Raw genomic sequence first — 24,946 nt, 5'->3', positions numbered from 1 at the left:
TGGCACGGTCGCCGCCGGAGGAGAGAGGGTCGTCCATGCAGTTGCACCTGTCGCCCGAGGACCAGGCGTTCCGGGACGAGATGCGCACGTTCTTCACCACGCAGGTCCCGCAGTCCATCCGGGACGACGTCGCCGCCCACCGCGACGTCACCAAGGAGCAGTACGTCGAGGTGCAGCAGATCCTCAACGCTGCCGGCCTCGCCGTCCCGCACTGGCCCGCCGAGTGGGGTGGCCGGGACTGGACGCCGCTGCAGCGCCACATCTGGCGCGAGGAGATGCAGCTGGCCGCCGTCCCCGAGCCCCTGGCGTTCAACGCCTCCATGATCGGGCCGGTCATCGCCGCCTTCGGCAACCAGGAGCAGAAGGAGCGGTTCCTGCCCGAGACCGCCAACCTCGACATCTGGTGGTGCCAGGGCTTCTCCGAGCCCGACGCCGGCTCGGACCTGGCCAGCCTGCGCACCGCCGCCGTCCGCGACGGCGAGGACTGGGTGGTCAACGGCCAGAAGACCTGGACCACGCTGGGCCAGCACGCCGACTGGATCTTCTGCCTCTGCCGCACCGACCCGGGTGCCGAGAAGAAGCAGCGGGGCATCTCGCTGCTGGTCTTCCCCATGGACACCCCCGGGGTGACCTTGCGCCCGATCGAGCTGCTGGACGGCGGCTTCGAGGTCAACGAGGTCTTCTTCGAGGACGTCCGGGTGCCCGCGGAGAACCTGATCGGCGAGGAGAACCGCGGCTGGGACTACGCCAAGTTCCTGCTCGGCAACGAGCGCGTCGGCATCGCCCGGGTCGGTGCGACCAAGCGGATGCTGGTCGACGCCAAGGCCCACGCCACGCAGATCACCTCCGGTGGCCGCCCGCTGATCGAGGACCCCTCGATGCGCGCCCGCATCGCCGAGCTCGAGACCGAGCTGCTGGCCCTGGAGCTCACCGCCCTGCGGGTGGTGTCCAACTCCAGCGACGGCAAGCCGAACCCGGCGTCGTCGGTGCTGAAGCTGCGCGGCTCGGAGCTGCAGCAGGCCGCGACCGAGCTGATCGTCGACATCGCCGGCCCGCTGTCGCTGGCGTCGTTCGCCGACGACGAGGCCACCGACGTCCCCGAGTGGGCGCGGTCGGCCACCCCGGAGTTCCTCAACTACCGGAAGGTCTCCATCTACGGAGGCTCCAACGAGGTGCAGCGCACCATCATCGCCGGCACGATCCTGGGGTTGTGATCTGACATGGACTTCACCTTCGACACCGAGCAGCACGCCCTCCGCGAGGCCGTCGCCGGGCTGCTGCAGCGGGCCTACGACCCGGAGAAGCGCCGGGCCGTGACCAAGGACGAGCCGGGCTTCGACGAGAAGACCTGGTCCCAGCTGGCCGAGATGGGCGTGCTGGGTCTGCCCTTCGCCGAGGAGGACGGCGGCATGGGCGCCGGCCAGGCCGAGGTGGCCCTGGTGGCCACCGAGATCGGCAAGGTGCTCGCCCCCGAGCCGTTCGTCGAGTCCGTCGTGCTGGCCGGTGGCCTCGTCGCCGCCGTCGGCACCGCGGAGCAGCGCGCCGAGCTGCTCGGCCCGCTGGCCGAGGGCGCCTCGCTGGTGGTCTTCGCCCACGCCGAGCCGGGCAGCCGCTGGACCCCCACCGCCACCGGCGTCACCGCCGCCCAGGGCGCCGACGGCTGGACCCTCACCGGGGTCAAGGAGCCGGTGCCCTCGGGTGCCCGCGCCGACGTCCTCGTGGTGTCCGCGGCGGTCGAGGGCGGGACGGCGCTGTTCGTCGTCCGCGCCGACGCCGCCGGGCTGACCCGCACGGGCTACCGCACCCACGACGGCACCCGGGCCGCCCGGGTGACCCTCGACGGCACCCCCGCGGAGCTGCTCGGCGAGGGCACGGCCGACCGCACCGCCGACGTCGAGCTGGCCCTCGCCCGGGCCACCGTGGCCTACGCGCACGAGGCGGTCGGTGCGATGCAGACCGCGCTGACCACCACCAGCGAGTACCTCAAGACGCGCAAGCAGTTCGGCGTCCCGCTGAGCAAGTTCCAGGCGCTCACCTTCCGCGCCGCGGACATGTACGTGTCCCTGGAGCTGGTCCGCAGCATCGCGCTGTGGGCGACGATGGTGCTCGACGCCGAGGGGTCCTCCCCCGAGGCCGTGCTCGCCGCCGCCGACCGGGCCCGGCTGCAGACGTCGAAGGCCGGCCGGCACATCGGCAAGGAGGCCATCCAGCTGCACGGCGGGATCGGCGTCACCGCCGAGTACTCCGTGGGGCACTACACCTCGCGGCTGACCGCCATCGACCACCTGCTCGGCGACGGCGCCTGGGCGACCGGCCGGCTGGCGGAGCGGATCGACGCGGGGACCGTCGAAGCCCTGCCGTAACCCCTGCTGCACGAGCAAGGGAGCCCTTGCGCAACGTCCTCGACGGATCCGTTGCGCAAGGGCTCCCTTGCTGGGCGGTACGGTGACGTGCTCAGGCCTGCTTGATGATCGAGACGTCGAACTCGAGCTGGACCTTGTCGCTGACCAGGACGCCGCCGGTCTCCAGCGCGGCGTTCCAGACCAGGCCCCACTCGCTGCGCTTGAGCGCCAGGGCGCCCTCGAAGCCGACCCGGGTGTTGCCGAAGGGGTCCAGCGCGCTGCCGGTGAGCGTGAAGTCCACGGCCACCGAGCGGGTCTGGCCCTTGATCGTCACGTCGCCGGTGACGGTGTACTCGTCGTCGTCGGTCTGCTCGACCCCGGTGGACACGAAGGTGATCTCGGGGAACTGCTCGACGTCGAGGAAGTCCGCCGACCGCAGGTGGGCGTCCCGGTCGGCCTGACCGGTGTCCAGGCTGCCGGCGTCGATCCGCAGCTCGACCCGGCTGGCCGTGGGGTCGGCGGTGTCCAGGTGCGCGCTGCCCTCGAACTCGGTGAAGGTGCCGCGCACCGTGGTCACCATCGCGTGCCGGGCCCGGAAGCCGATCCGGGTGTGCGCGAGGTCAACGGCGTACTCGCCGGACACGTCGGCCAGCGCCGTGGTGGCGTCGTCGAAATCGGTCTCGCCGGTCTGGCTGGCGCGGTGCTTGGCCACGGTGGACCGTCCTCCCAGGGGGTTGCAAACCCTGCAAGTCTGACGGGTGCACCTCGGTCGTGCACAGCCGGGGCCCGCGCGACCCCTGGTCAGCCGTCCGTCAGGCGCCGGCGAACAGCTCCACGGCGGCCCGCGAGAAGGCCGGGACGTCGTCGGGGTTCCGGCTGGTGACCAGGTTGCCGTCCCGGCAGACCTCCTCGTCGACCACCGTCGCGCCGCCCCGGCGGAGGTCGCCGCGGATGCTCGGGTAGGAGGTCAGCGTGCGGCCCTCCAGCACCCCGGCCTCCAGCAGCGTCCAGGGCGCGTGGCAGATCGCGGCCACCGGCTTGCCGGCGTCGAAGAACGCCGAGACGAAGGCCAGCGCGCCCTGGTCCTGCCGCAGGGTGTCGGGGTTGACCGCGCCGCCGGGCAGCAGCAGCCCGTCGTAGTCGGCCGCGGACACGTCGGCCACCAGGTGGTCGACCTGGTAGGTCGCCCCGGGGTGGATGTCGCCGTCCACGCCCTGCACGCGGCCGTCCTCGACCCCGTCGGGCACCGACAGCAGGTGCACGGTCGCCCCGGCGGCCTCGACGGCCTTGCGGGGCTCCTCGAGCTCGATCGACTCGACGCCCTTGGCGGCGAGCAGCGCGATGGTCTTGCCGGTGAGTTCAGCCATGGGGACCCGGTTCCCCGAGCCCCCGGGGGCGGAAACTCAGTACCAGCCGACGGCCTCCGACTGCGCCCAGCCGCCGCACGGCGAGCCGTAGCGCTCCTCCAGGTAGATCAGCCCGGCGTCGATCTGCCGGAACCCGTTGGAGGTCTTGGCGATCCCGGTGCCGGCCCAGGTGGAGTTCAGGAACTGCGGGATGCCGTAGGCGGTGGAGGTGGGGTTCTGCGCGTCGGGGTTCCAGCCCGACTCCCGGCCCCACAGGTTCTGCAGGCAGGAGAACTGGCTCGCGTCGCCGTCCAGCTGGGCGAGGGCGTAGTCGTGGAAGTCCGACGTGGTGGCGTTCTCCGCGGCGGCCTCGGCGTCGGCGGCGGCCTGCGCCTGGGCGGCGGCCGCGGCCTCGGCGGCGGCCTGCGCGGCCGCGGCGGCCTGCGCGTCGGCGGCGGCCTGGTCGGCGGCGGCCTGCACCTGGGCGGCGGTGGCCTCGTCGGTCTCGCGCTGCGCGCGGCTGGCGGCCAGCTCCTGCAGGTGCCCGGACAGCTCGGTGGCCGCCTCGGTGCTGTCGGCCGGTGCGGTGATGCCCAGCTGCTGGGCCACGCTGACGGCCTGCGCGGCGGGCTCGGTCGTGGTGTCGGCCTCGGCGGCGGGTCCACCGCCCACCAGGACGTTGACCAGGACGGCGCCGGCGGCGGCCGCGGCCAGGTACACCGCCGGACGGCGGACCGGGGCCAGGCGGTGGCGTCCGCGGGCGACGGCGGCGACCGTCTCCTCGGCGGAGCGGACCACCTCGAACTCGGCGGTGATGGTGCCGACGCGGAGGAGGGGCTGCTGGCCGTCGCGGCCGGCGGGTCGTGCGGAATGGCGTGCGCTCATGCGGGCGGGGCTGGTCCTCGTCTTCCGGGTGCACGGACCACGTCGGTCGGTGCTGCCGCCTACCGGGTTAGCTGACGGATTCGGGCAGGAAGACGCCCTACCGCTCGGCCCGCGGGAGCGGGTCGGGCGGATTCACCCCAGTGCTGCGGTGGGTCCCCGATTCACCTGGTGCCGTGGGCTGCGCTGCCCCGACGGTGACTCAGCGGCGTCCGGTGCGGTCTCCCGGGGAGGGAGGTGCGGCCGACCGGACAAGCCCACGTTACGAGTCCGTGACAGAAGAACACAAGCGGCGGGGTCGAGTTCCACAGGTGTTGTTCGGCTCAGGGCAGTCGCCACACCGTGGTGCGGCGCGCGACGTCCACCCCGGAGTCGGGGACGTCGTACCCGGCGACCTCCCGCAACCCGTCGGGCAGCTGGGACCGGCCGGGGTCGCCGACCAGGACGGCGGCCCCCCGCGCCCAGGCGGTGAACAGCCACGGCCGGACCCGGTCGGCCATCCGCAGGTCGTAGAACACATCGCCGGCCAGCACCACGTCCACCTCCGGCAGGTCGTCGTCCAGCACGTCGCCCACCGGCTCGACCACCGCGACGCCGTTGGCGGCTGCGTTGAGCGGCATCACCGCCAGCGCGTACGGGTCCACGTCGCTGGCCAGCACCCGCTCCGCACCGGCCAGGGCGGCCGCGATCGCGACCAGGCCGCTGCCGGCGCCCAGGTCCAGCACCGTGCGCCCGGCGACCAGCCCGGGGGTGTCCAGCACGTACCGGGCCAGCCCCTGCCCGCCGACCCAGGCGGCCGCCCAGAACGGCGAGGCCTCCCCCGGGCCCGGGACGCCGTCCACCCGGCCCTGGTCCTCCATGGCCTGCCACAGGACGGCGACGTCGTCGGCCAGGTGCAGCGCCACCTCGGGCACCAGCGGCGGGCGCACCAGCCGGGTGTGCCGCGCGAAGAACCCGGCGGGCACGCTCACCGGCGCCGCATGCGGCTGGCCATCGCGGTGTACAGCGGGGTGAGGACGACGCCGTCCCCGGCCAGGCGGTCGCGCAGCCGCCGGCGGTGGGTGAGCACCCCGGCCAGCCCGATCGCCCAGAACAGGTACTGGACGGCGAAGGCGGCCTTGAACGAGCCCAGGTCGTAGTCGGTGGAGGCGCCCGGGGTGAGCGCGTCGAGCACCGCCCCGACGGCCAGGACGGTCAGCAGCGAGGCGACGAACCCGCCGATGTTCACCACACCGGTGGCGCTGCCCAGCCGGTGCACCGGGTTCCAGGTGCGGGCGTAGTCGAAGCCGATCATCGAGCCCGGCCCGTTGGTGGCCAGCACGACGACCAGCACCACGAGCAGCCAGAGCGGGGCCCGGCCCGGCCACAGCAGGACGACGGTCCAGGCGGTGATGGTGGCCCCGGAGATGCCGAACACCAGGGCCGACCGGCGCAGCGGCCAGCGCCCGCACAGGGCGCCCAGCAGCGGGCCGACGCCCATGCCCACCACGACCAGCAGGGTGAGCAGCCCGGCCGCGGTGCCGGCGGACAGCCCCTGGCCCAGCACCAGGAACGGGTAGCCCCACAGCAGCGCGAACACGGTGCCGGAGAACTGGGTGACCAGGTGGGTGTACAGCCCGATCCGGGTGCCCGACTCGTGCCAGGCGCCGGCCACGTTCTCCCGGATCTCGGCCCAGCCGGCCACCGGCGCCACCGGGGTGCCGGGCGGGGCGTCCTTGAGCGCGGCGACCACCAGGACGACGACCAGCACCCCCAGCGCCGCGGCGCCGGTGAAGGTCGCCGTCCAGGAGGTGTGGTGCAGGGCGAGGACCAGCGGGTAGGCCGCCGCGATCTGGCCCACCTGGCCGAGGATGCCGGTGAGCTGGGTGATCACCGGGACGGTGGGCCCGGAGAACCACAGCGTGACCACCCGCAGCACGCTGATGAACGTCATCGCGTCCCCGGCCCCCACCAGCACCCGGGCGGCGATCGCGGTCGGCACGTCGGTGGCGTGGGCCAGCAGCAGCTGCCCGGCGGCCATGGTCAGCGCTCCGGCGGCGACCATCGTGCGGGAGCCGAAGCGGTCCAGGGCGATGCCGACCGGCACCTGCAACCCGGCGTAGACGGCCAGCTGCAGGACCAGGAACAGGCTGACCGCGGACGCCCCGGCGGAGAACCGCTCCTGGGCGTCGACGGCGGCCACGCCCAGCGAGGCGCGCTGGAAGACCGCGACCGCGTAGGCGAGCAGCCCGACCACCCAGACGACGTAGGCGCGGCGGGAGTTCACGCCTCACGATGACACCACTCGTCGACACGGCATTCCCGCCCCGGCAGGATCGACCCGGTGCGGGAGGAACTGGGACGGGTCAGCGGGCCGCACGGCGAGGTCGCGCTGTGGCGCCGGACCGACGACGACGGCGCGGTCGTGACCGAGCTCGTGGTGGACGGCGTGTTCGCGATGGACGACGTGGACACCTCCACCGAGCGCGCGCTGGCCACCGAGGCGCTGGCCCGGGTGGACGGCGCCGAGCTGGCCGTGCTGGTCGGCGGGCTCGGCCTGGGCTGGACCACCGCGGCGGTGCTGCGCTCCCCCGGGGTGGCCGAGGTGGTCGTGGTGGAGCTCGAGGACGCCCTGCTGGGCTGGGCCGCCGACGGGCTGCTGCCGGGGCTGCGGAGCACCGCGGACCCCCGGCTGGACCTGGTGGCCGGCGACGTCGCCTGCGCGTTCACCCCGGGCCGGTACGACGTCGTCCTGCTCGACGTGGACAACGGACCCGAGTTCCTGGTGCACGGCTCGAACGCCGGCCTCTACGGGACGGCCGGGCTGACCCGGGCGCTGGCCGCCCTGCGCCCGGGCGGGGTGCTGGCCATCTGGTCGGCCGACCCGGCCCCGGCGCTGCTCGAGCGGCTGGCCGACACCCCGGGCACCCGGGACGTCGAGCAGCTGGTGCTCCCCGTCGAGCGCGAGGGCCGGGTGTTCGAGTACGCGATCCTGCTGGCCCGCTGCGGCTAGGTGTTCTGCTGTCCCGTGGGGCAGCTGCACCCCGGGTTGGTCAGCACACCGCGGGCGACCTGGTCGGCGCTGGCCGCGCAGTACCGGGCGGAGATGCGGTCGTGGGCCGACAGCGGGTGCGGGCACACCGGGCAGAGCGCCTGGCCCGGGTCCTCGGCGTGGGTGGCGGTGGGGGTGTTGCTGGGGGTGTCGGTCGTGGTCGGGAGGGTGCTCAACGCGGACGACCTGACTGCGCCGGACGACGGCGCGGTGGGGAGTGCACCCCGATCTGGGAGCTCCCACGCTACGCGACGCAGAGAACTGCGTAAACGGTGTTTGCTGGTGGCGCTGGGCGGACATCAGGTCGGCATGACCTCTCCGAGCGACACCACCGAGACCCGCACCTTCGCCGACCTGGGCAAGGAGATGTGGTCCTACCTCACCGGCAAGGGTGCGGCCATCAACTACGAGTTCGTCGACATGACCGTCGAGGTGCCCCGCGAGATCGGCGCCGACGCGCCCCGCGCGACCTGGAAGCTCAACGGCACCCTGCGCATCACCACCGCCGAGGGCGTCTCCCAGGGATGACCACCGGCCCGCTCGCCGTCCGGGCCGACCTCACCCTGGAGTCGGGCGGGCTCACCGCCCGGCTGACCGGCGACGGCACCCGCCTGGTGCTCGACGCGTCGGACCCGGTGGCCCTGTGGCGGGCGGCGGCCGGGATCCCCTGTCCGGCCGGCGTCACCGTGCGCCGCGGTCCCGGAGCCCTCGGCGAGCTCGCCGGGGTGCTCGCCGCGCAGGGGCTGCACCTGGACGTCACCGGTCCGCGCGGCCGGATCGCCGAGCTCGGGGCCGGCGTCTCTTCCCCGACCGGGCGGGTGCTCACCGGGTCCCCCGCCGTCCGGCCGGGGTCCGTGCGCACCGTGGCGGCGACCGTCTCCACCGGGCTGCGGCTGCGCCCCGGCCTGCTGCTCGGCGCCGCGGCCGCCGTCCTGCTCCTCCGCCGGCTGGTCCGGTCCCGCTAGTCCCCCGCCGACACCGTGGCGGCCCAGTCCCGGGCCGCCACGGTGAGGGCGTCCACGTCGACGTCCAGCGGCACCCCGCCGCCCAGCCGCGACCCGGTCGCCGGGTCGGTCCAGGCCGCCGGCCCGGACAGGTGCACCCGCAGCAGCCGGCGGTCCTCCCGGGCGGCGTCCAGCACCCAGGACAGCGACGGGTCGGTGAAGACCAGCCCCTCCCCCAGCACGCCGTCGGGCCGGTCGGCCACGGCGTGCAGCCAGCCGGCCAGCCGGTGGCCGTCCCACGGGGTCAGGCAGGGCTCGCGGAACACCCACTGCCGGCCGTCGGCGGTGCGCACCTCGCCGCGCACGAGCAGCAGGGTCTGCGTCCAGTCCGGCCGGTCCAGCTCGACCGCCCGGACCTCGAGGGTCTGCCGGCGGAGCACGCGCAGGTCCAGCACCGCGCCGTCCACCGACTCCAGCCTCATGCCGGCGGCCGGTCCAGCAGGGCGGCCATCTCGTCGAGGCCGAAGAAGGCCGCGGTGGCCCGGGCGTCGGGTGACCCGTCCGCGGGGTCCGCACCGGCGGCCAGCAGCGCGGTCACCGACGGCACCGACCGGCGGAACACCGCGGCGGCGAGCGCCGTCTGGCCCCGGTCGTTGACCCGGCCGTGGTCTGCGCCGCGGTCGAGCAGGGCGGCCACCGTGCCCGGGTGGTCGTGGTAGGCGGCCAGCACCAACAGCGTGTCGCCCTTGCCGTTGGTCAGGTTGGCCGGGACCCCGGCGTCCAGGCAGGCGAGCAGCTCGTCGGTGCCGCCGCTGCGGGCCAGGTCGAAGACGTGCTCGGCGAGCGCGACGACGTCGGGGTCCACCGGGGAGGTCACCGGCCGAGCCTAGGCACCGGTGGTCCAGTGCGCGGGTCGGGCGACCCCGTCGTCGAGCCGGGTGGCCGCGTCGCCCCGGGCGGCCTCCAGCTGCGCCGGGGTGACGAACAGCGAGCGCCGCAGGTCCGCGCCCTCCAGCCGGGCCCCGCGGGTGTCGGCACCGGTCAGGTCGGCCAGCCCCAGGTCGGCCCGGCGCAGGTCGGCACCGAGCAGGACCGCCCCGCGCAGCACGGCACCGCGCAGGTCGGCACCCCGCAGGTCCGCGCCGACCAGGTCGGCGCCGCGCAGGTCCCGGGGACGGCGGACCGACCGGCGGGCGTGCGCCCCGGCCCGGGTCAGCGGCCCGTTCACCCTGCCCCGGACGGCGTCGACGTCGGTGCCGCGCAGCTCGGCGGCCGACCGGGCCACCCGGGTGGCCAGGTCCTCCTCCGCCGCGGCCAGCTCGGCGGCGAGCCCGGCGGGCAGCTCGAGCGCGCGGGCGGCCCGGACCAGCCAGCGCAGCTCCTGCAGCGCCCGCACGACCGGGAACACCGTCGACACCTGGTGCAGGGCCGTGCGGTCGCGCCGGTCCAGGCCCGGGAACACCGCGCCGGTGACGTGCTGGCCGGCCCCGAAGCAGTCGTAGACCACGCAGCCGGGGAACCCCAGCGGGCGCAGCCGGTCGTGCACCCCGCAGCGGTCGTCGGCGGTCAGGTTCGGGCACGGCGTCCCGGCCGGCTTGTCCAGGGCGAAGTCCGCACCGCGGGAGAACGCCGGCACGACGCAGCACAGCGCCGCGCAGCGCGTGCAGTCGGCCTGCAGGTGGTCGGGCGCCTCGGGGACGACGGCGCTCAGCGCGCCACCCGCTCGGTCAGCGCGAGCACGTGCTCCCAGGCGTCGTCGCAGGCGCCCGCCCACTCGGCGAACCCCCGGTCGAAGAAGGAGTGCGGGGCGCCGTCGTAGACCACCGCGTCGACGTCGGCCCCCGCGGCCCGCATGCGGTCGGCCAGCGCCAGCTGGTCCTCGACCGGGGTGGCCGAGTCCGCGCCGCCGATGAGCATGACCGTGGGCAGCACGGCCCGGTCGGCGGCGTCCCCGACCCGCTCGGGCTTGCCGTAGAAGCCCGCGCAGCCGGCCAGGTCCGCGCCGCCGCCGGACAGCCGCCAGGAGTGGCTGCCGCCCAGGCAGAACCCGACCGTGACCACCGGCAGGTCGGCGGAGCTGCGCTGCCGCAGGTACCCGACCGCGGCGGCGACGTCGGCGTCCACCCCGGCGTCGGTCAGCTGCGGCACGTGCGCCGCCCAGTCGAAGTCCTCCTCGCGGGTGCCGGTGGCCGGCAGCCCGGCGGTGCGGCCGAACCAGTCCAGCGCGACGACGGGCAGGCCGGCCTCGGCGAACCGCTCGGCCAGGGCCACGTAGTACGGGTGCAGGCCGCGGACGTCGGGCAGCACGACCACCCCCACCCCGGCGGGGTGCACGGGGGCCGCGTAGGCCGCGGCGAAGGTGTTCCCGTCGGCCGAGGTGAGGGTCAGGGTCCCGCGCTCGACGACGTCACCGGCGGGGCGCGGGGCGGCGGGCGGGCGGCTGTCGTGGTCGTGGCACACGGGACGTTCCTACCCCCACCGCCGATGATCCGCAGCCATCTCACAACTGAGATATCGTCGCCCCCGATGTCCCTCACCGAAGAAGCCACCGGTCAGTCCCTGCGCCAGATCGGCAGCCTGGTGCGCGATGCCCGCCGGCACCACGGCCTGACGCAGACCCAGCTCGCCGAGCGGCTGGGCACCAGCCAGAGCGCCGTCGCCCGGATCGAGCAGGGCGCGCAGAACCTCACCCTGGAGCTGCTGGGCCGGCTGTCCGCCGCGCTGGACAGCGAGCTGATCACCGTCGGCCGCGGCGGGCCCACCCACCTGCGGGTCACCGGCGGCGGTGCGCTGTCCGGGTCGGTGACGGTGAAGAGCAGCAAGAACGCCGCGGTCGCCCTGCTGTGCGCCTCGCTGCTGAACCGGGGCACCACCACCCTGCGCAACGTGGCCCGGATCGTCGAGGTCGAGCGGATCCTGGACGTGCTGCGCTCCATCGGCGTCCAGGCGACCTGGGACACCGCCGGCCGGGACCTGACCATCGTCGTCCCCGAGGCCCTCGACCTGGCCGCCATCGACGCCGACGCGGCCCGCCGGACCCGCAGCATCATCATGTTCCTGGGCCCGCTGATCCACCGGGAGCCGGAGTTCCGGCTGCCCTACGCCGGCGGCTGCGACCTGGGCACCCGCACGATCGAGCCGCACATGATCGCGCTGCGGCACTTCGGGCTGGAGATCGAGGCGCACGCCGGGGAGTACCAGGCCACCGTCACCGAGCCCGAGGCCCGCGACCGCACCATCGTGCTGACCGAGCGCGGGGACACCGTCACCGAGAACGCGCTGCTGGCCGCGGCCCGGCACGACGGCCGGACGACGATCCGGAACGCCAGCTCGAACTACATGGTCCAGGACCTCTGCCTGTACCTGGAGCTGCTCGGCGTCCGGATCGACGGCTTCGGCACCACCACCCTGGTCGTGCACGGGCGCACCCAGCTCGACGCCGAGGTCGACTACACCCCCAGCGAGGACCCGGTCGAGGCGATGAGCCTGCTGACCGCGGGCATCGTGACCGGGTCGGAGCTGACCGTGTGCCGGGCGCCGATCGAGTTCCTGGAGATCGAGCTGGCGATCCTGGGCGAGATGGGCCTGCGCTACGACCTGTCCGCGGAGTACCCGGCCGAGAACGGCCGCACCCGGCTGGTCGACGTGACCATCCACCCCTCGGAGCTCAAGGCGCCGATCGACAAGGTGCACCCGATGCCCTTCCCTGGGCTCAACATCGACAACCTGCCGTTCTTCGCCGTCATCGCGGCGACCGCGACCGGCGGCACGCTGATCCACGACTGGGTCTACGACAACCGGGCCATCCACCTGTCGGACCTGACCCGGCTGGGTGCCGACGTCCGGCTGCTGGACCCGCACCGGGTGCTGGTCACCGGCCCGACGCACTGGTCGGCGGCCGAGATCGTCTGCCCGCCGGCCCTGCGCCCCGCGGTCTGCATCCTGCTGGCGATGCTGGCCTGCAAGGGCACCTCGGTGCTGCGCAACGTGGACATCATCGCCCGCGGCTACGAGCAGCTCTACGAGCGGCTGGTCGAGATGGGCGCCCAGATCGAGGTCTTCTCCGACTGACGGGCGGCCCGGGTCAGCGGGCGGCGAGCACGGCGACCCCGGCGCAGGCGCCTGCCCACAGCACGCTGGTCAGGGTGCCGATGATGAAGCGCTCGGCCGCCGGGGTCTCCTTGAGCTCGGCGAACCGGCCCAGGCCCTTCACCGCCAGCACCACCGGCACACCCTCGGGCCAGCCCAGCAGCAGGGTGGCGGTGAGCGCGAGCCGCTCGAGCACCCCGATCCAGGCACCGCCGCGCAGCACGTCGGGGTCGGCCACCCCGGCGGCCCCGCCGGCCAGCCCACCGGCCGCACCGGGACCGGTACCGGGGGGCTTGCCGACCGAGGCGACCGCACGGCCCGGGTCCGCCGCGGCCAGCACGGCGGTCACCACCGGCCCCCCGCCCAGCCCGGCGGCGGCCACGGCGGCGAGCGCCACCGTGGAGCGCAACCACGGGGTGGCCGGGTCGCCGGCCCAGGCGGCGCCGGCCGCCGCGGCCACCAGCACGACCAGCACCACCGCGGTCACGGTGCCCCGGCGCCGGTCGCCGCGCACCCCCACGAGCACCCGGCTGCGCGGCACCCGGCCGACCTCGACCCGGCGCACGGCCAGACCCCCGAGCACGGTGGCCACCACCAGCAGCGCGAGGGCGACGGCGCTCACCGGCGACCACCCTCGGCCCGGCCGAGCAGCCGCGCGAGCACCGGGTGCAGGTCCTGCTCGACCTCGTTGGCCGCGGCGGCCAAACGCTGGCCCACGGCCTGCCGGCTGATGCCCAGCGCGGCGGCGGCCTCGGCCTGGGTCCGGCCGGCGGCGACCAGGTCGATGGCCTCCCACGCCTGCGGGCTGCGCCGCTGCAGCAGCACCGCCAGCGCCGTCGCCAGGGCCTGCGCGTCTGCCGCGGCCTCCTGGTCGACGCCCTGCACCGCCAGCCGCGTCGTCCGGGTCTTCGCGGTGTCCACGGCGCGCCGGGCGGCGAGGAAGGCCGGACCGGTCGCGGCCCGGGTCGACTCCGGCAAGGGGGTCTGCACCGGGCCCGCGCCGATCCCGACGCTCCAGCCACCGGCGCGGACCAGCCTGACCAGCACGTCGACCACGGCGGCCGGTCGGTCGAGCACGCCCTGGAACTCGTCGCCGGCCGTCCGCTCGAAGCCCAGCACCACCGGGACGTCGGCGAGGACGTCGAGGGCGCCGGCCACCCGGTCGGGGCCGCGCCGGCTCCCCCGCTGGTCGATGGTCAGCACGAACGGCACCCGTCAAGCATGACAGCTTGCCTCAGCCCTGCGCAAGCCTCAATCCTTGTCGGCCAGCTCGGGCGGGAAGCCGCCGGTCGCGACCGGCCCCCACCGCACCGGGGTGACCCGGATCAGCGACTTGCCCTGCCGGTGCATCGCCGCCCGGTACTCGTCCCAGTCGGGGTGCTCGCCGCTGATCGACCGGAAGTACTCCACCAGCGGCTCGACCGACTCGGGCAGGTCCAGCACCTCGGCGGTGCCGTCGACCTGCACCCAGGGGCCGTCGAAGTCATCCGACAGCACGACCACGGTGACCCGCTCGTCGCGCCGGGCGTTCCTGGTCTTCGCCCGCTGCGGGTAGGTGGACACCACGATCCGGCCCGCGGCGTCCACCCCGCAGCTGACCGGCGAGATCTGCGGCTCGCCGTCCCCGCGGCGGGTCATCAGCAGCGCCTTGTGGCGGGGGCGGAGGAAGGCGACGAGGCCCTCGAGGTCGACGCGGTCGGCGGTCGCGGTCTTCGGCATGCCCGGACGCTACGACGGGGGTCCGACACCGCGCCCGTCGCGGCCGGGCCCTCCCGACCTGTGCGCGCCCCCGGGGTGTGCTGGGATCAAGCCATGGCCGACGACCCGCAGGACACCGACGGCCCACCCACCGGGGGCAGCACCGCAGCGTCCGCCCTGCCGCCCGCGGACTTCCACGACGACTCCGGCGAGCCCCCCTCGGAGACCAGCGCGCCGGTGCCCGGCCCCGAGCGCGCCGCCCGGCTCAGCGCCGCGACCCAGGTGCTGGCGACCTTCTCCTGGCGGTTGCTCCTGGTCACCGGGGCGGTCGTGGTGATCGGGTACGTGCTGGGCGTGCTCTGGGCGCCGGTGCTGCTGCCCGTCGTCCTCGGGCTGCTGTTCTCCACCGTGATGTGGCCGCTGACCAAGCTGCTGCGCCGCGGCAAGTTCCCGCCCGCGCTGGCCGCGCTGACCACGGTCGTGCTGTTCCTGGCGGCGTTCGTCGGCATCATCGCGGCCATCGCACCGCCGGTGGTCTCCCAGGTCAACGACCTGGCCACCGGGGTCAGCTCGGGCCTGCAGAGCGTGCAGGACTGGCTGTCGGGGCCGCCGTTCAACCTGGGCCAGGAGCAGATCGGCGAGTACGTCGACGACGCGATCAACCGGCTGCAGTCCAGCGCGGGCGACATCGCGAACTTCGCCCTCACCGGGGCCAGCGCGGTCGGCACCGGCCTGGTGAACCTCGTGCTGGCCCTGGTGCTGGCCTTCTTCTTCCTCAAGGACGGCCCGCGCTTCCTGCCCTGGCTGGCCGCGCAGACCGGACCGCGCGCCGCCCCGCACGTCGCCGAGCTTTCCCACCAGAGCTGGCGGACCCTGTCGGAGTTCATCCGGCAGCAGGCCCTCGTCGGCTTCATCGACGCCCTGGGCATCGGCATCGGCCTGCTGGTCCTCGGCGTGCCCCTGGTGCTGCCGCTGGCGGTCATCACCTTCTTCGCCGCGTTCATCCCGATCATCGGCGCCTTCGTGGCCGGTGGCTTCGCCGTGCTGATCGCCCTGGTGAGCAACGGGTTCAGCACCGCGGTCTGGGTGCTGCTGATCGTGGTCGTCGTCCAGCAGGTCGAGGGCAACGTGCTGCAGCCGATCCTGCAGGGCCGGGGCCTCAAGCTGCACGCCGGCGTCGTGATCCTGGCCGTCACCGCCGGGTCCAGCCTGGCCGGCATCATCGGCGCCTTCCTGGCCGTGCCGGTCGCCGCGCTGCTGGCCGTCGGCTACCGCTACGCCCGGGACCAGCTCGACGGCCGGCACCCCGAGCGCGACGACGACGGGCGGGTGCCCGAGCTCGTCGGCGACGCCGAGGGTGCCCGGCTCACCCGCAGCGCCGAGCCCGTCCGCGACTAGCGCGGGCGGCGGATCCGCACGGGCCCGCGGGCGGTGGCGACGTCGACGACCTCGCCCCGCTGGGTCACCTGCACCGCGCCGCGGGCCGCCAACCGGCCCGCGGCGTCCCGGGCCGCCGGCATCAGGTCCCGCCAGTCGTCGGGGTCCTCGGCCCGCGCGGCGTCCGACGGGCAGATGGACGACGTCGCCGCCCGCCCGTCCAGCAGCTCCTCGATCCGGCGCTCCAGCCGCCCGCCCAGCTCGTCGGTGCCGTCGTCCGCCATGCCGACGAGCCTGCCCGTCACCCCTCCGGGCCGCGAGGCGAGGACGATGGGAATGCCACGCGGCCCGCCGGGGCTGATCCGGGGAGAACCGTCGAACCACCAGGAGGGCCCGACCGTGCCACAGCGTCCCGAGGACCTCGTCGAACTGCTGCCCGCCCACGAGCGGCTGGTCGAGCGCACCGCCGCCGACGAGCTGGTGCTCGTGCACGACCTGGCCGGTGAGTACGACGCCGCGCACGCCGGCGCCCTGGCCGGGTCGCACCTGCTGGCCACCCTGCCGCACGAGGTCGTCGCGAAGTTCGACGCCGACGCCCTGGTCGACTACCGGGGCCACCGGCCGCGGATCACCTTCTCCGGCGACCACTACGAGTCCTTCGCCGCCCCGGAGATCACCCTCTACGCCGTCGACGACGACGGCGGCACCCCGTTCCTGCTGCTGCACGGCGCCGAGCCGGACTTCGCCTGGGAGCGGTTCACCACCGCCGTCCTCGGCCTGGTCGAGACCCTCGGGGTGACCCGGATGGTGATGCTGCAGGCGATCCCGATGCCGGTGCCGCACACCCGCCCGGTCACGGTCACCGCGCACGCCACCCGGCGGGACCTGATTGCCTCCTACCCCGTCTACTGGGGCGAGATGCGGATCCCGGGCAGCGCCGGCGCCCTGCTGGAGCTGCGCGCGGGCGAGGCCGGCGTCGACGCCCTCGGCGTGGCCGCCCACGTACCGCACTACCTGGCCTCGGCCACCTACCCGGCCGCCTCCCTGACCCTGCTGGAGCACCTGGCCACGCTCACCGGGCTGCACCTGCCCACCGAGACGCTGGAGGAGGCGGCCCGCACCCACCGCTCGGAGATCGACGAGCAGATCGGCCGCTCCGAGGAGAACACCGCTGTGGTGGCCCAGCTCGAGGCCCAGTTCGACAACTTCACCGCCGCCCGCGAGGGCACCGGGCTGCTGGGCTCCAGCGGCGAGGTGCCCACCGGCGACGAGATGGCCGACCAGATCGAGGCCTTCCTCGCCGAGCAGGACCGCCGCAGCCGCGACACCGACTGATCAGCGGCGGGTGCGGGTGACCGCGAAGGCGAGCGCGCCGAGGGCACCGACCACCGCGAAGAGGTAGAAGCCCCACGGGAAGGCGATGCCGGCGGTCACCAGCCCGCCGGTCAGCAGGGGCCCGCTGATCGCCCCGACCCGCCCGACGCCGGCCGACCAGCCCAGTGCGGTGGCCCGGACGTGCGGCGGGTGGTTGGAGCTGGTGAAGGCATAGACCAGGACCTGGGCGCTGAACACGAAGAACCCGGTCAGGAAGACCATCACGTAGATGCCCACCAGGGGCAGCCGGATCGACAGCAGCGCCAGGAACACCGCACCGGCGGCGAACCAGGCCATGCCCGCCGTCCTGGACCCGATCCGGTCGGCCACCTGACCGGCGACCAGCAACCCGGCGATCGCGCCGAGGTTCAGGGCCAGCAGGAACGCCAGCGCGGCACCCAGGTCGTAGCCGGCCTCGCGCATGATCGTGGGCAGCCAGCTGTTGAGGCCGTAGACCAGCAGCAGGCCCATGAACGACGTGACGCCGATGGCCAGCGTCGTCCGCAGGTACGTGGCGCTGAAGAGGACCCGCACGGTGGTGGCCGCCGTCGTCGGCTCCGGCGCGGCGTCGGCCGGTTCGAGGGTGAGGCCGTAGGCGTCGGCGATCTGCTCGGCCTCGGCCCGCCGGCCGTGCGCGACGAGGTAGCCCGGGGACTCCGGCAGGTGCTTGAGCATCAACGGCACCAGCACCAGGGCCGGCAGCGCGCCGATCACGAACATCCACCGCCAGCCCAGCGGCTCGATCACCACGATCGCCAGGGCCGCGGTCGCCACCGCCCCGACGTGGTAGCCGGTCATCACCGTCGTGGTGGCCCGGCCGGCCCGCCGGCTGAACTCGTTGACCAGCGCGATCGCGGTCGGCAGGCAGCCGCCCAGACCCACGCCGGCCAGGAAGCGCAGCCCGCCGAAGACCCACGCGTTCGGGGCCACCGCGCAGGCCAGGGTGAGCACCGAGAAGGCGACGACGGCGCCGATCAGCGCCTTGCGCCGGCCCAGGACGTCGGTGAGCGCGCCGATCGACAGCGCACCGATCGTCATGCCGACCAGCCCGATCGTCACCACGGCCGTGGCGCCGGACCCCGACAGCGAGAAACCGTCGGGCGTGAGCAGGGTCGGGACGACGGTGCCGACGACGACGAGGTCGAACCCGTCGAGCAGGACCGCCACCCAGCAGAGCGGGGCGACCCAGCCGGCGGCGCGGGTCACCGCCGGGCGGTCGGCGCGGGTGGAGCTGGACACGGGCGACCTCCGGTGTGTCGACGCTGACCCGCCGACTCTAGGAAGCGGCTGTGCGCCCCACCACCCGGAGCTGCCACCCAGCGGGAACCGTCCCGGGGCGTCCGGTCATGCGAAGACGATGGTCTTGGCGCCGTCGACGATGACCCGGTCCTCCACGTGCCAGGTGACGGCCTGGGCGAGGACCTGGCGCTCCACGTAGCGGCCCACCCGGCGCATGTCCTCCACGGTGGCGCGGTGGTCGATCCGGGCGACCTCCTGCTCGATGATCGGCCCGGCGTCGAGCTCCGCGGTGACGTAGTGGGCGGTGGCCCCGATCAGCTTCACGCCGCGGTCGGCGGCGGCCTGGTAGGGGTTGGCGCCCACGAAGGCCGGGAGGAACGAGTGGTGGATGTTGATCAGCCGCTCGGGGAACCGGGCGCAGAACTCCGCGGACACGATCTGCATGTACCGGGCCAGCACCACCAGGTCGCAGTCCCCCACCAGCTCCAGGGCGCGGGCCTCGGCCTCGGCCTTGGTCCCGGGAGTCACCGGCACGTGGTGGAACGGGACGCCGTGCGCGGCCGCGACGGGCTCCAGGTCGGGGTGGTTGGAGATGACGACGGCGATCTCGGCCGCCAGGTCACCGGCGCTGACCCGGTAGAGCAGCTCCTGCAGCACGTGGTCGGTCTTGGACACGAACACCGCGACCCGGGGCCGGTCGGCGGCCAGGGTCAGCCGCCAGGTCATGTCCCAGTCGGCGGCGAGGCCGGCCAGCGCGGCCTCCAGCTCGGGACGGCGCCCGGCGAGGTCGTCGAGCACGAACTCCAGCCGCAGCGTGAACGTGCCGCCGGTCGGGTCGGAGCTGTGCTGCTGGGAGTCGGTGATGTTCGCGCCGGCGTCGGCCATCAGCCGGGACAGGACGGCGACGATGCCGGGGCGGTCGGGACAGCGGACGACCAGCCGGCCGGTGTGGGTCAGGGACACGGGCGGAGATGATCCCAGACCCGTCAGGGCAGGTCGGCGGGCTCCCCGACGGCGAACAGGTCCCCCTGCTCCTCGACCCGCGCGAGCACGTCGGCGGTGTCGAAGACCAGCGGGCCGTCGAGCTCCGCCCAGGCCACCGGGGTGGACACCGTCGCGCCGGCCCGGGCCCGCAGCGAGTACGGCGCGACGGTCGTCTTGGCCGTGTTGTTCTGGCTCCAGTCGACCAGCACCTTGCCCGGCCGCAGCACCTTCTCCATCCGCCAGACGACCTCGTCCGGGGTCTCCTCGGTCAGGGCCTGAGCCAGCGCCTTGGCGTACCGGGACGGGTGGTCGGGGTCGGTGCAGCGGATCGGGGCGTAGACCTGCAGCCCCTTGGACCCCGACGTCTTCACCACCGGGTCCAGGCCGTCGTCCACCAGCCGTTCCCGCAGCCGCAGCGCCAGGGCGGCGCACTCGGCGACGCCGGTGCCCGGGCCCGGGTCCAGGTCGAGCACCAGCAGGTCGGGCAGCTGCGGGACGCCGTCGTCGTCCACCCGCCACTGCGGCACGTGCAGCTCCAGCGCGGCCAGGTTCGCCGACCACGCCAGGTCGGGGACCTCGGTGAGCAGCACCATGTCCAGGGTCTCGCGGTCCTTGGTCGACCCGGGCGCCGGCACCACCACGTGCCGGACCCAGGCCGGGGCGTGCCGGGCGTTGTTCTTCTCGAAGAACGAGGCGCCGTCCACCCCGTGCGGCCAGCGGGTGAAGGTGACCGGCCGGCCGGCCAGGTGCGGCAGGAGCACCGGCGCGACCTGCACGTAGTACTGGATGACCTCGGCCTTGGTGAACCCGACCTCGGGGAACAGCACCTTGTCCAGGTTGGAGACCTCCAGCTGCCGGCCCCCGACCGAGACCCGCTGCCGGCTCACGACTCGGGCTCCACGGCGGCCGGCGCGACGTCGTCCCGCAGGCCCCGCCAGGCCGGGTGCCGCAGGTGGCCGTCCCCGGTCCAGCCGGCGAACACCACCTCGCCGACCAGCTCGGGCTCCACCCAGTGCGCCTCGCGGACGACGTCGGCGGGCACCTCCCCGGCGAAGGGGGACGTCGTCCGGCCGGCGACCTGCCCGGCGAGCTGGCGCAGCGCACGGTCGGTGAAGCCGGTGCCCACCCGCCCGGCGTAGCGCAGGCCATCGGGACCTTGCACGCCGACCAGCAGCGAGCCGATGCCGCCGGCCCGCCGGCCGTTGCCGGGCCGCCAGCCACCCACCACGACCGACTGGTGCTGCACGTTCTTGATCTTCAGCCACTCCGGACCGCGGCCCCCGGGCCGGTACGGCGACGCCAGCCGCTTGGCGACCACGCCCTCCAGCCCGTGCTCCCGGCTGGCGGCCTGCACCCCGGCGCCGTCGGTGTCGAACCAGGGGGTCGGGGACCACCGCCGGGCCGCGGGCTCGAGGGCGTCCAGCAGCTCCCGGCGCTCGCGGTAGGGCCGGTCCAGCAGGGACTCGCCGTCCAGGGCCAGCAGGTCGAACACGAAGTAGGACGCCGGCACCCGCCGCGCGGTGCGGGCGACCTCCGGGCCGGTCAGGTGCATGCGCTGCTGGAGCAGCCCGAAGTCCGGCCGGCCCTGGTCGTCCAGGGCCACGACCTCGCCGTCGAGGACGGCGTCCCGGTCGGCCAGCGAGTCGGGCAGCGCCATCAGCTCGGGGTACCGGTCGGTGACGTCGGTGCCGCTGCGCGCCCGCAGCCGCAGCTGCCCGCCGGAGACGTGGGCGAGCACGCGGACGCCGTCCCACTTGAACTCGTAGGCCCAGCCGTCGTCGGTGCGCGGCAGCTCCCCGGCGACGGCCAGCATCGGCCGGGTGCCCTCGTCCACCACCTCAGGCGGACTTGGAGGCGGCGGCCTTCTTGGCCGGGGCCTTCTTCGCCGGCGCGGCCTTCTTCGCCGCCGCCTTCTGGGCGGGCGCCTTCTTCGCCGGCGGCTCCTCGGCGTCGTCGTCGGCCTCGGCGGCGGGCTTCTTGCCGGCCTTCTCCACGCTGCGCCGCAGGGCGCTCATCAGGTCGACGACCGAGCCGTCGTCCTCGTCCTCCTCGGTCTCCTCGGGACGGACGACCTCACCACCGGCCTGCTTGGCCTCCAGCAGCTTGGCCATCGCCTCCTTGTAGTCGTCGGTGAAGACGCTGGGGTCGAACTCACCGCTCATCGTGGAGATCAGCGACTCGGCCATCTTGAGCTCGGCGGGCTTGGCGGTGACGTCCTCGTCGAGGAAGCCGAACTCCGGCGCCCGGATCTCGTCGGGCCAGCGCATGGTGTGCAGCACCAGGACGCCGTCGCGGACCCGCAGCGCGGCCAGCGACTCCCGCTGCCGGATCGCGATCTTGGTGATGGCGACCTGGCCGGCGTTCTCCAGCGCGGTGCGCAGCAGGACGTAGGGGCGGGTCGCGGTGCCCTCGGGCTCGAGGTAGTAGGTCTTCTCGAAGTGGATCGGGTCGATCTCGGACTGCTCGACGAACTGCAGCACCTCGATCTCGTGGGTGCTGCCCAGCGGCAGCTCCTCCATGTCGGCGTCGGTGAGCACCACCAGCTCGCCGCTGGGCAGCTCGAAGCCCTTGGCGATGTCCCGGTACTCGATCTCCTCGCCGTCGACCGAGCAGACCCGGCGGTACTTCACCCGGCCGCCGTCGGTCTTGTGCACCTGGTGGAACTTGACGTCGTGGTCCTCGGTGGCCGAGTACAGCTTCACCGCGATCGAGACAAGCCCGAAGGAGACCGCGCCCTTCCAGATCGACCGCACCGCGCAGACCTCCACCCCGGGGCCCGGACGGGCCATGATCACAGCGTAGGGACAGCGGGGTGACCCCGCACTCCCTCGCGCGGGTCAGTCCCCGGTCGCGTCGGACTGCAGCTTGTCGTAGACGAACTGCCCGACGTCGGCGCCGGCGACCACCGTCATCACCAGCCCGGCCAGCCGGGTGGCCCGGGGCGCGGCGACCCAGGACAGCACGAACCCGGTGCCGATCCACTGCGCCAGGCAGAACGGGCAGGTCACCAGCTCCCCCACCGCGTGCTTCCAGCCCCCGTGCTCCCGGATCTCCTCGGCCACCTCCGCCTCGCCCGAGGTGCCCCGGAACGCGGTGAACGGTGCCCGCAGCGGGCTGGTCACCGGGTCCTTGGCGACCGTGCGGGCCAGCCGGAACGTGCCGACGGTGAGCAGCAGCGCGTCGCCGACCGGGATGCGGTCGGGCAGCGGACGGCCCGATGCGCGCAGGGCCACCGCGCCGGCCGCCGTCAGCGCCCCGTAGACCCCCACCGCCGCCAGCAGGCCACCCAGTGGCCGCGGCTCGCCGTGCGCGTACTCCTGCTGCTGCGTGCGGGCCCAGGACCCGACCTTCTCCGGAACGGACATGGCGGTCGCGCTACCCGGGCCGGTGACCGGCTCAACCACGGTGTGTCGGCCCGCGCGGCGCGGGTAGGGGGCGGTCATGACGCACCCGGAGGGCCAGACCGCCCGCGACCAGTTCCCCGAGGACGACGGCATCCCCGAGATCGCCGACGACAACCCCGAGTCCGCCCTCGCCGAGGACCCCCAGTTCGCCCCCGACATGGGTCGGGAGACCGCCGGCGCCAGCGACGACTTCGGCACCACCGCCGCCGAGCAGGCCGAGGGCGAGCCGCTGGACGGCCGGCTGGCCCGCGAGGAGCCCGACGTGGACGTCGACCCCGGCACCCGCCCGGCCGCCGACCCCGACCGGGCCGTCCAGCTCGACCAGGACGACGAGCCGGGCGACGTGTCGGGCACCGACTCGGTCGGGGACGATGTGCTGGCCACCGACGAGGAGTCGATCGGCGGGGAGGGTCCCGAGGAGGGCGCGATGCACCTGACCGACGGCTGAGACCCGGCAGCCGCCCCGGGCGGCCCCGGACTTGTGGCCCGGTGCGGGCCTGTCTAGGGTCCGACCGGGCGGTTGAGCCACCAGCTTCCCGAGACCGGACGCACCGCGTCGACCGGTCCGTGCAGCAGGTACGTTGTAAGCGCTGATGTGCGCCCGTCGGGCCACGCCGCTGAGAGGAGCTCCAGTCCGTGACCTCATCTGACCTGCCCGCCGAGGGGCAGCGCGACGCGTCGGCTGCCACCGACACGGCCGACGCACCCTTCGACGACGTGATCACCCTCTCGACGTCCTCGGACGCCGACGGCACGGTCACGGTGACGGTCGTGGGCGAGGTGGACACCTTCACCGCGCCGGTGCTGCGCGCCTCGCTGGACACCCAGCTGGAGCTGCAGCCCGAGGAACTGGTCATCGACCTGTGCGGGGTGCAGTTCCTCGGCTCGGCCGGGCTCGCCGTGCTCGTCGAGACGCAGAAGTCCGCCCGCAGCCGCGAGGTCGGCCTCAAGCTCGTCGCCTCCACCCGGGCGGTCACCCGCCCGCTCGAGGTGACTGGCCTGATCGACCTGTTCACCATCGTCGACGGCAACGCCTGACCTCCGCTTGACACCTGAACCACCCAGGACCCCGGACCGCCTCGGCGGCACCCGGGGTCCTGCGCCGTCCGGGGCCGGCAGCCGTCAGGCCTAGGCGGACAGCAGGCGGCAGACCGCGGCCTCCAGGGTGCGCTGGCGCTCCCGGTCGTCGGCGGCACCGGCAGCCTCCGCGAGAGCCACGGCGATCGTCTCGCCGTGCTCGAACCGGTCCACCACCCGCGGGTCGACGTAGCTCTGCCGGCACACGGCCGGGGTGTTGCCCAGCTGGTCGGAGACCGTCCGGTACGCCTCCCGCACGGCCTTCGTGCGCCGGGACGCCGAGGCGGCGTCGGCCTGCTCGGCCAGCAGCACCGCCATCAGCACCGTCGCCGTCCAGGTCCGGAAGTCCTTGGCGGTGATCTCCGCGCCGGACACCTCGCGCAGGTAGGCGTTCACGTCGTCGCTGTGCACGTCCCGCCAGCTGCCGTCCGGGTTCTGCCAAGCCAGCAGCTCCTCCCCCGTCGACCCCGGCCGGTCCAGCAGCTGCTGCACCACCGTGGCGGTGGGTGCGTCGGCCACCTCGATCTCCCGCTGCTTGCCGCCCTTGGCCAGGTAGCAGAAGGCGACCGTCCGCCCGCGGACGTCCACGTGGTCCCGGCGCAGCGTGGCCAGCCCGTAGGTGCCGTTGTCCTCGGTGTACTGGTCGCTGCCGACCCGGAACGCCCCCAGGTCCAGCAACCGGACGGCGGCGGCCAGCACCCGCTCCCGGCCCAGCCCCCGCCGGCGCAGCGCCGCGGCGACCTCGTCGCGCACGTCGGGCAGGTGGTGGCTGATCTCCAGCACGCGCTCGTGCTTGGCCGCGTCCCGCTGGACGCGCCACTGGTCGTGGTAGCGGTACTGCCGTCGGCCGGCCGCGTCCACGCCGGTGGCCTGGATGTGGCCGTGCGGCCACGGACAGATCCACACGTCGCGCCACGCCGGCGGGATGGCCAGCGCCTCGACCCGCGCCCGCCGGTCGTCGCGGATGACCGAGCCGTGCTCGTCGCGGTAGGTCCAGCCCCGGCCGGCCCGTCGACGGGTCCAGCCGGGGGCGCCCACGTCGCTGCGCCGCAACCTCATCCCGGTGCTGTTCACCCAGCGGGGACCGGCGCAAACACGGCTGCCCCCTAGATGAGTAAGTCCGAATGACACGGGTGTGATTTCAGGGCGGAGGGTGCTG

At 74.5% G+C, this 24,946-nt stretch carries 31 protein-coding genes and 1 riboswitch; of the genes, 10 read left to right on the top strand and 21 right to left on the bottom strand.

Annotated elements, in window-relative coordinates:
• Positions 1–35 precede the first annotated feature (35 nt).
• On the top strand, positions 36–1,214 hold the full coding sequence (locus tag UXQ13_RS21330; RefSeq protein ID WP_225235501.1) for an acyl-CoA dehydrogenase family protein: 1,179 nt from the start codon (positions 36–38) through the stop codon (positions 1,212–1,214).
• Positions 1,215–1,220: 6 nt separating this feature from the next.
• Complete coding sequence (locus UXQ13_RS21325; RefSeq protein ID WP_225235500.1) at positions 1,221–2,363, top strand: acyl-CoA dehydrogenase family protein; 1,143 nt, start codon at positions 1,221–1,223, stop codon at positions 2,361–2,363.
• Positions 2,364–2,454: 91 nt separating this feature from the next.
• On the opposite strand, the gene UXQ13_RS21320 is transcribed toward UXQ13_RS21325, so the two are convergent.
• From UXQ13_RS21320 to UXQ13_RS21300, 5 genes are all read right to left on the bottom strand, one after another.
• Positions 2,455–3,054, bottom strand: a complete 600-nt coding sequence (locus UXQ13_RS21320; RefSeq protein WP_225235499.1) for a YceI family protein — start codon at positions 3,052–3,054, stop codon at positions 2,455–2,457.
• A gap of 100 nt (positions 3,055–3,154) precedes the next feature.
• The gene (locus UXQ13_RS21315; RefSeq protein ID WP_225235498.1) at positions 3,155–3,709 is read right to left on the bottom strand and encodes a type 1 glutamine amidotransferase domain-containing protein; all 555 of its coding nucleotides are present in this window, start codon (positions 3,707–3,709) and stop codon (positions 3,155–3,157) included.
• Between the two features lie 36 nt (positions 3,710–3,745).
• The gene (locus tag UXQ13_RS21310; RefSeq protein ID WP_263639398.1) at positions 3,746–4,573 is read right to left on the bottom strand and encodes an aggregation-promoting factor C-terminal-like domain-containing protein; all 828 of its coding nucleotides are present in this window, start codon (positions 4,571–4,573) and stop codon (positions 3,746–3,748) included.
• 58 nt (positions 4,574–4,631) lie between these two features.
• A riboswitch (cyclic di-AMP (ydaO/yuaA leader) is annotated at positions 4,632–4,750 on the bottom strand.
• A 143-nt stretch (positions 4,751–4,893) separates the two neighbouring features.
• Complete coding sequence (locus UXQ13_RS21305) at positions 4,894–5,541, bottom strand: class I SAM-dependent methyltransferase (RefSeq protein ID WP_225235497.1); 648 nt, start codon at positions 5,539–5,541, stop codon at positions 4,894–4,896.
• A complete protein-coding gene (locus UXQ13_RS21300) occupies positions 5,538–6,836 on the bottom strand; it encodes an MFS transporter (protein ID WP_225235496.1) in 1,299 nt (432 codons plus the stop codon). Before UXQ13_RS21300 ends, UXQ13_RS21305 begins: the two co-directional genes overlap by 4 nt.
• Before the next feature lie 57 nt (positions 6,837–6,893).
• On the opposite strand from UXQ13_RS21300, the gene UXQ13_RS21295 reads away from it, so the two are divergent.
• A complete protein-coding gene (locus tag UXQ13_RS21295) occupies positions 6,894–7,562 on the top strand; it encodes a polyamine aminopropyltransferase (RefSeq protein WP_225235495.1) in 669 nt (222 codons plus the stop codon).
• On the opposite strand, the gene UXQ13_RS21290 is transcribed toward UXQ13_RS21295, so the two are convergent.
• On the bottom strand, positions 7,559–7,777 hold the full coding sequence (locus tag UXQ13_RS21290) for an RGCVC family protein (RefSeq protein WP_225235494.1): 219 nt from the start codon (positions 7,775–7,777) through the stop codon (positions 7,559–7,561). The genes UXQ13_RS21295 and UXQ13_RS21290 overlap by 4 nt on opposite strands.
• Before the next feature lie 133 nt (positions 7,778–7,910).
• On the opposite strand from UXQ13_RS21290, the gene UXQ13_RS21285 reads away from it, so the two are divergent.
• A complete protein-coding gene (locus UXQ13_RS21285) occupies positions 7,911–8,129 on the top strand; it encodes a hypothetical protein (RefSeq protein ID WP_225235493.1) in 219 nt (72 codons plus the stop codon).
• Positions 8,126–8,566, top strand: coding sequence for a hypothetical protein (locus UXQ13_RS21280; RefSeq protein WP_225235492.1), 441 nt, complete (start codon positions 8,126–8,128; stop codon positions 8,564–8,566). Before UXQ13_RS21285 ends, UXQ13_RS21280 begins: the two co-directional genes overlap by 4 nt.
• Here the strand turns inward: UXQ13_RS21280 and UXQ13_RS21275 are convergent.
• The 4 genes from UXQ13_RS21275 to UXQ13_RS21260 all read right to left on the bottom strand — a co-directional run bounded on the left by UXQ13_RS21275 (position 8,563) and on the right by UXQ13_RS21260 (position 11,005).
• The gene (locus tag UXQ13_RS21275; RefSeq protein ID WP_225235491.1) at positions 8,563–9,027 is read right to left on the bottom strand and encodes a WapI family immunity protein; all 465 of its coding nucleotides are present in this window, start codon (positions 9,025–9,027) and stop codon (positions 8,563–8,565) included. The genes UXQ13_RS21280 and UXQ13_RS21275 overlap by 4 nt on opposite strands.
• A complete protein-coding gene (locus UXQ13_RS21270; RefSeq protein ID WP_225235490.1) occupies positions 9,024–9,422 on the bottom strand; it encodes an ankyrin repeat domain-containing protein in 399 nt (132 codons plus the stop codon). The genes UXQ13_RS21275 and UXQ13_RS21270 overlap by 4 nt, the downstream gene beginning before the upstream one ends.
• A gap of 9 nt (positions 9,423–9,431) precedes the next feature.
• Positions 9,432–10,181, bottom strand: a complete 750-nt coding sequence (locus UXQ13_RS21265; RefSeq protein WP_225235489.1) for a pentapeptide repeat-containing protein — start codon at positions 10,179–10,181, stop codon at positions 9,432–9,434.
• Positions 10,182–10,252: 71 nt separating this feature from the next.
• Positions 10,253–11,005, bottom strand: a complete 753-nt coding sequence (locus tag UXQ13_RS21260) for a dienelactone hydrolase family protein (protein WP_225235488.1) — start codon at positions 11,003–11,005, stop codon at positions 10,253–10,255.
• A 66-nt stretch (positions 11,006–11,071) separates the two neighbouring features.
• On the opposite strand from UXQ13_RS21260, the gene UXQ13_RS21255 reads away from it, so the two are divergent.
• On the top strand, positions 11,072–12,616 hold the full coding sequence (locus UXQ13_RS21255; RefSeq protein WP_225235487.1) for a helix-turn-helix domain-containing protein: 1,545 nt from the start codon (positions 11,072–11,074) through the stop codon (positions 12,614–12,616).
• Between the two features lie 13 nt (positions 12,617–12,629).
• On the opposite strand, the gene UXQ13_RS21250 is transcribed toward UXQ13_RS21255, so the two are convergent.
• The 3 genes from UXQ13_RS21250 to UXQ13_RS21240 are packed head-to-tail and all read right to left on the bottom strand — an operon-like array spanning position 12,630 to position 14,353.
• On the bottom strand, positions 12,630–13,256 hold the full coding sequence (locus UXQ13_RS21250) for a hypothetical protein (protein ID WP_225235486.1): 627 nt from the start codon (positions 13,254–13,256) through the stop codon (positions 12,630–12,632).
• Positions 13,253–13,846, bottom strand: a complete 594-nt coding sequence (locus UXQ13_RS21245; protein WP_225235485.1) for a hypothetical protein — start codon at positions 13,844–13,846, stop codon at positions 13,253–13,255. Before UXQ13_RS21245 ends, UXQ13_RS21250 begins: the two co-directional genes overlap by 4 nt.
• Before the next feature lie 39 nt (positions 13,847–13,885).
• Positions 13,886–14,353 carry a PPOX class F420-dependent oxidoreductase gene (locus tag UXQ13_RS21240; RefSeq protein ID WP_225235484.1) on the bottom strand — a complete coding sequence of 156 codons (468 nt, stop codon included), beginning with the start codon at positions 14,351–14,353 and terminating at the stop codon, positions 13,886–13,888.
• A 93-nt stretch (positions 14,354–14,446) separates the two neighbouring features.
• On the opposite strand from UXQ13_RS21240, the gene UXQ13_RS21235 reads away from it, so the two are divergent.
• Positions 14,447–15,730, top strand: a complete 1,284-nt coding sequence (locus UXQ13_RS21235) for an AI-2E family transporter (protein WP_225235483.1) — start codon at positions 14,447–14,449, stop codon at positions 15,728–15,730.
• On the opposite strand, the gene UXQ13_RS21230 is transcribed toward UXQ13_RS21235, so the two are convergent.
• Complete coding sequence (locus UXQ13_RS21230) at positions 15,727–15,993, bottom strand: DUF3253 domain-containing protein (protein ID WP_225235482.1); 267 nt, start codon at positions 15,991–15,993, stop codon at positions 15,727–15,729. The two genes, UXQ13_RS21235 and UXQ13_RS21230, sit on opposite strands and share 4 nt — an antisense overlap.
• A 115-nt stretch (positions 15,994–16,108) precedes the next feature.
• Here UXQ13_RS21230 and UXQ13_RS21225 point away from each other — a divergent pair, with 115 nt between their 5' ends.
• Complete coding sequence (locus tag UXQ13_RS21225) at positions 16,109–17,044, top strand: proteasome assembly chaperone family protein (RefSeq protein ID WP_225235481.1); 936 nt, start codon at positions 16,109–16,111, stop codon at positions 17,042–17,044.
• On the opposite strand, the gene UXQ13_RS21220 is transcribed toward UXQ13_RS21225, so the two are convergent.
• The 6 genes from UXQ13_RS21220 to UXQ13_RS21195 form a co-directional block, all read right to left on the bottom strand.
• Complete coding sequence (locus UXQ13_RS21220; RefSeq protein WP_225235480.1) at positions 17,045–18,322, bottom strand: MFS transporter; 1,278 nt, start codon at positions 18,320–18,322, stop codon at positions 17,045–17,047. It abuts the gene before it with no gap.
• Between the two features lie 105 nt (positions 18,323–18,427).
• Positions 18,428–19,285, bottom strand: a complete 858-nt coding sequence (purU, locus tag UXQ13_RS21215) for a formyltetrahydrofolate deformylase (RefSeq protein ID WP_225235479.1) — start codon at positions 19,283–19,285, stop codon at positions 18,428–18,430.
• A 23-nt stretch (positions 19,286–19,308) separates the two neighbouring features.
• Positions 19,309–20,193, bottom strand: a complete 885-nt coding sequence (ligD, locus tag UXQ13_RS21210; protein ID WP_225235478.1) for a non-homologous end-joining DNA ligase — start codon at positions 20,191–20,193, stop codon at positions 19,309–19,311.
• A complete protein-coding gene (gene ligD / locus UXQ13_RS21205) occupies positions 20,190–21,140 on the bottom strand; it encodes a non-homologous end-joining DNA ligase (RefSeq protein WP_225235477.1) in 951 nt (316 codons plus the stop codon). The genes ligD (UXQ13_RS21210) and ligD (UXQ13_RS21205) overlap by 4 nt, the downstream gene beginning before the upstream one ends.
• A 4-nt stretch (positions 21,141–21,144) precedes the next feature.
• On the bottom strand, positions 21,145–22,095 hold the full coding sequence (gene ku / locus UXQ13_RS21200; RefSeq protein ID WP_225235476.1) for a non-homologous end joining protein Ku: 951 nt from the start codon (positions 22,093–22,095) through the stop codon (positions 21,145–21,147).
• Positions 22,096–22,143: 48 nt separating this feature from the next.
• Positions 22,144–22,671 carry a DUF1360 domain-containing protein gene (locus UXQ13_RS21195; protein ID WP_225235475.1) on the bottom strand — a complete coding sequence of 176 codons (528 nt, stop codon included), beginning with the start codon at positions 22,669–22,671 and terminating at the stop codon, positions 22,144–22,146.
• A 76-nt stretch (positions 22,672–22,747) separates the two neighbouring features.
• Here UXQ13_RS21195 and UXQ13_RS21190 point away from each other — a divergent pair, with 76 nt between their 5' ends.
• Entirely contained in the window at positions 22,748–23,158 is a 411-nt protein-coding gene (locus tag UXQ13_RS21190) for a hypothetical protein (protein WP_225235474.1), read from the top strand.
• Between the two features lie 188 nt (positions 23,159–23,346).
• Positions 23,347–23,748, top strand: a complete 402-nt coding sequence (locus tag UXQ13_RS21185) for an STAS domain-containing protein (RefSeq protein ID WP_225235473.1) — start codon at positions 23,347–23,349, stop codon at positions 23,746–23,748.
• Positions 23,749–23,838: 90 nt separating this feature from the next.
• On the opposite strand, the gene UXQ13_RS21180 is transcribed toward UXQ13_RS21185, so the two are convergent.
• The gene (locus tag UXQ13_RS21180; RefSeq protein WP_225235472.1) at positions 23,839–24,861 is read right to left on the bottom strand and encodes a DNA topoisomerase IB; all 1,023 of its coding nucleotides are present in this window, start codon (positions 24,859–24,861) and stop codon (positions 23,839–23,841) included.
• Positions 24,862–24,946 lie beyond the last annotated feature (85 nt).

Origin of the sequence: Klenkia terrae, assembly GCF_037083865.1 — a bacterium.
Taxonomy (GTDB): domain Bacteria; phylum Actinomycetota; class Actinomycetes; order Mycobacteriales; family Geodermatophilaceae; genus Klenkia; species Klenkia terrae.
This window is presented reverse-complemented; position numbering and strand designations above follow the sequence as displayed.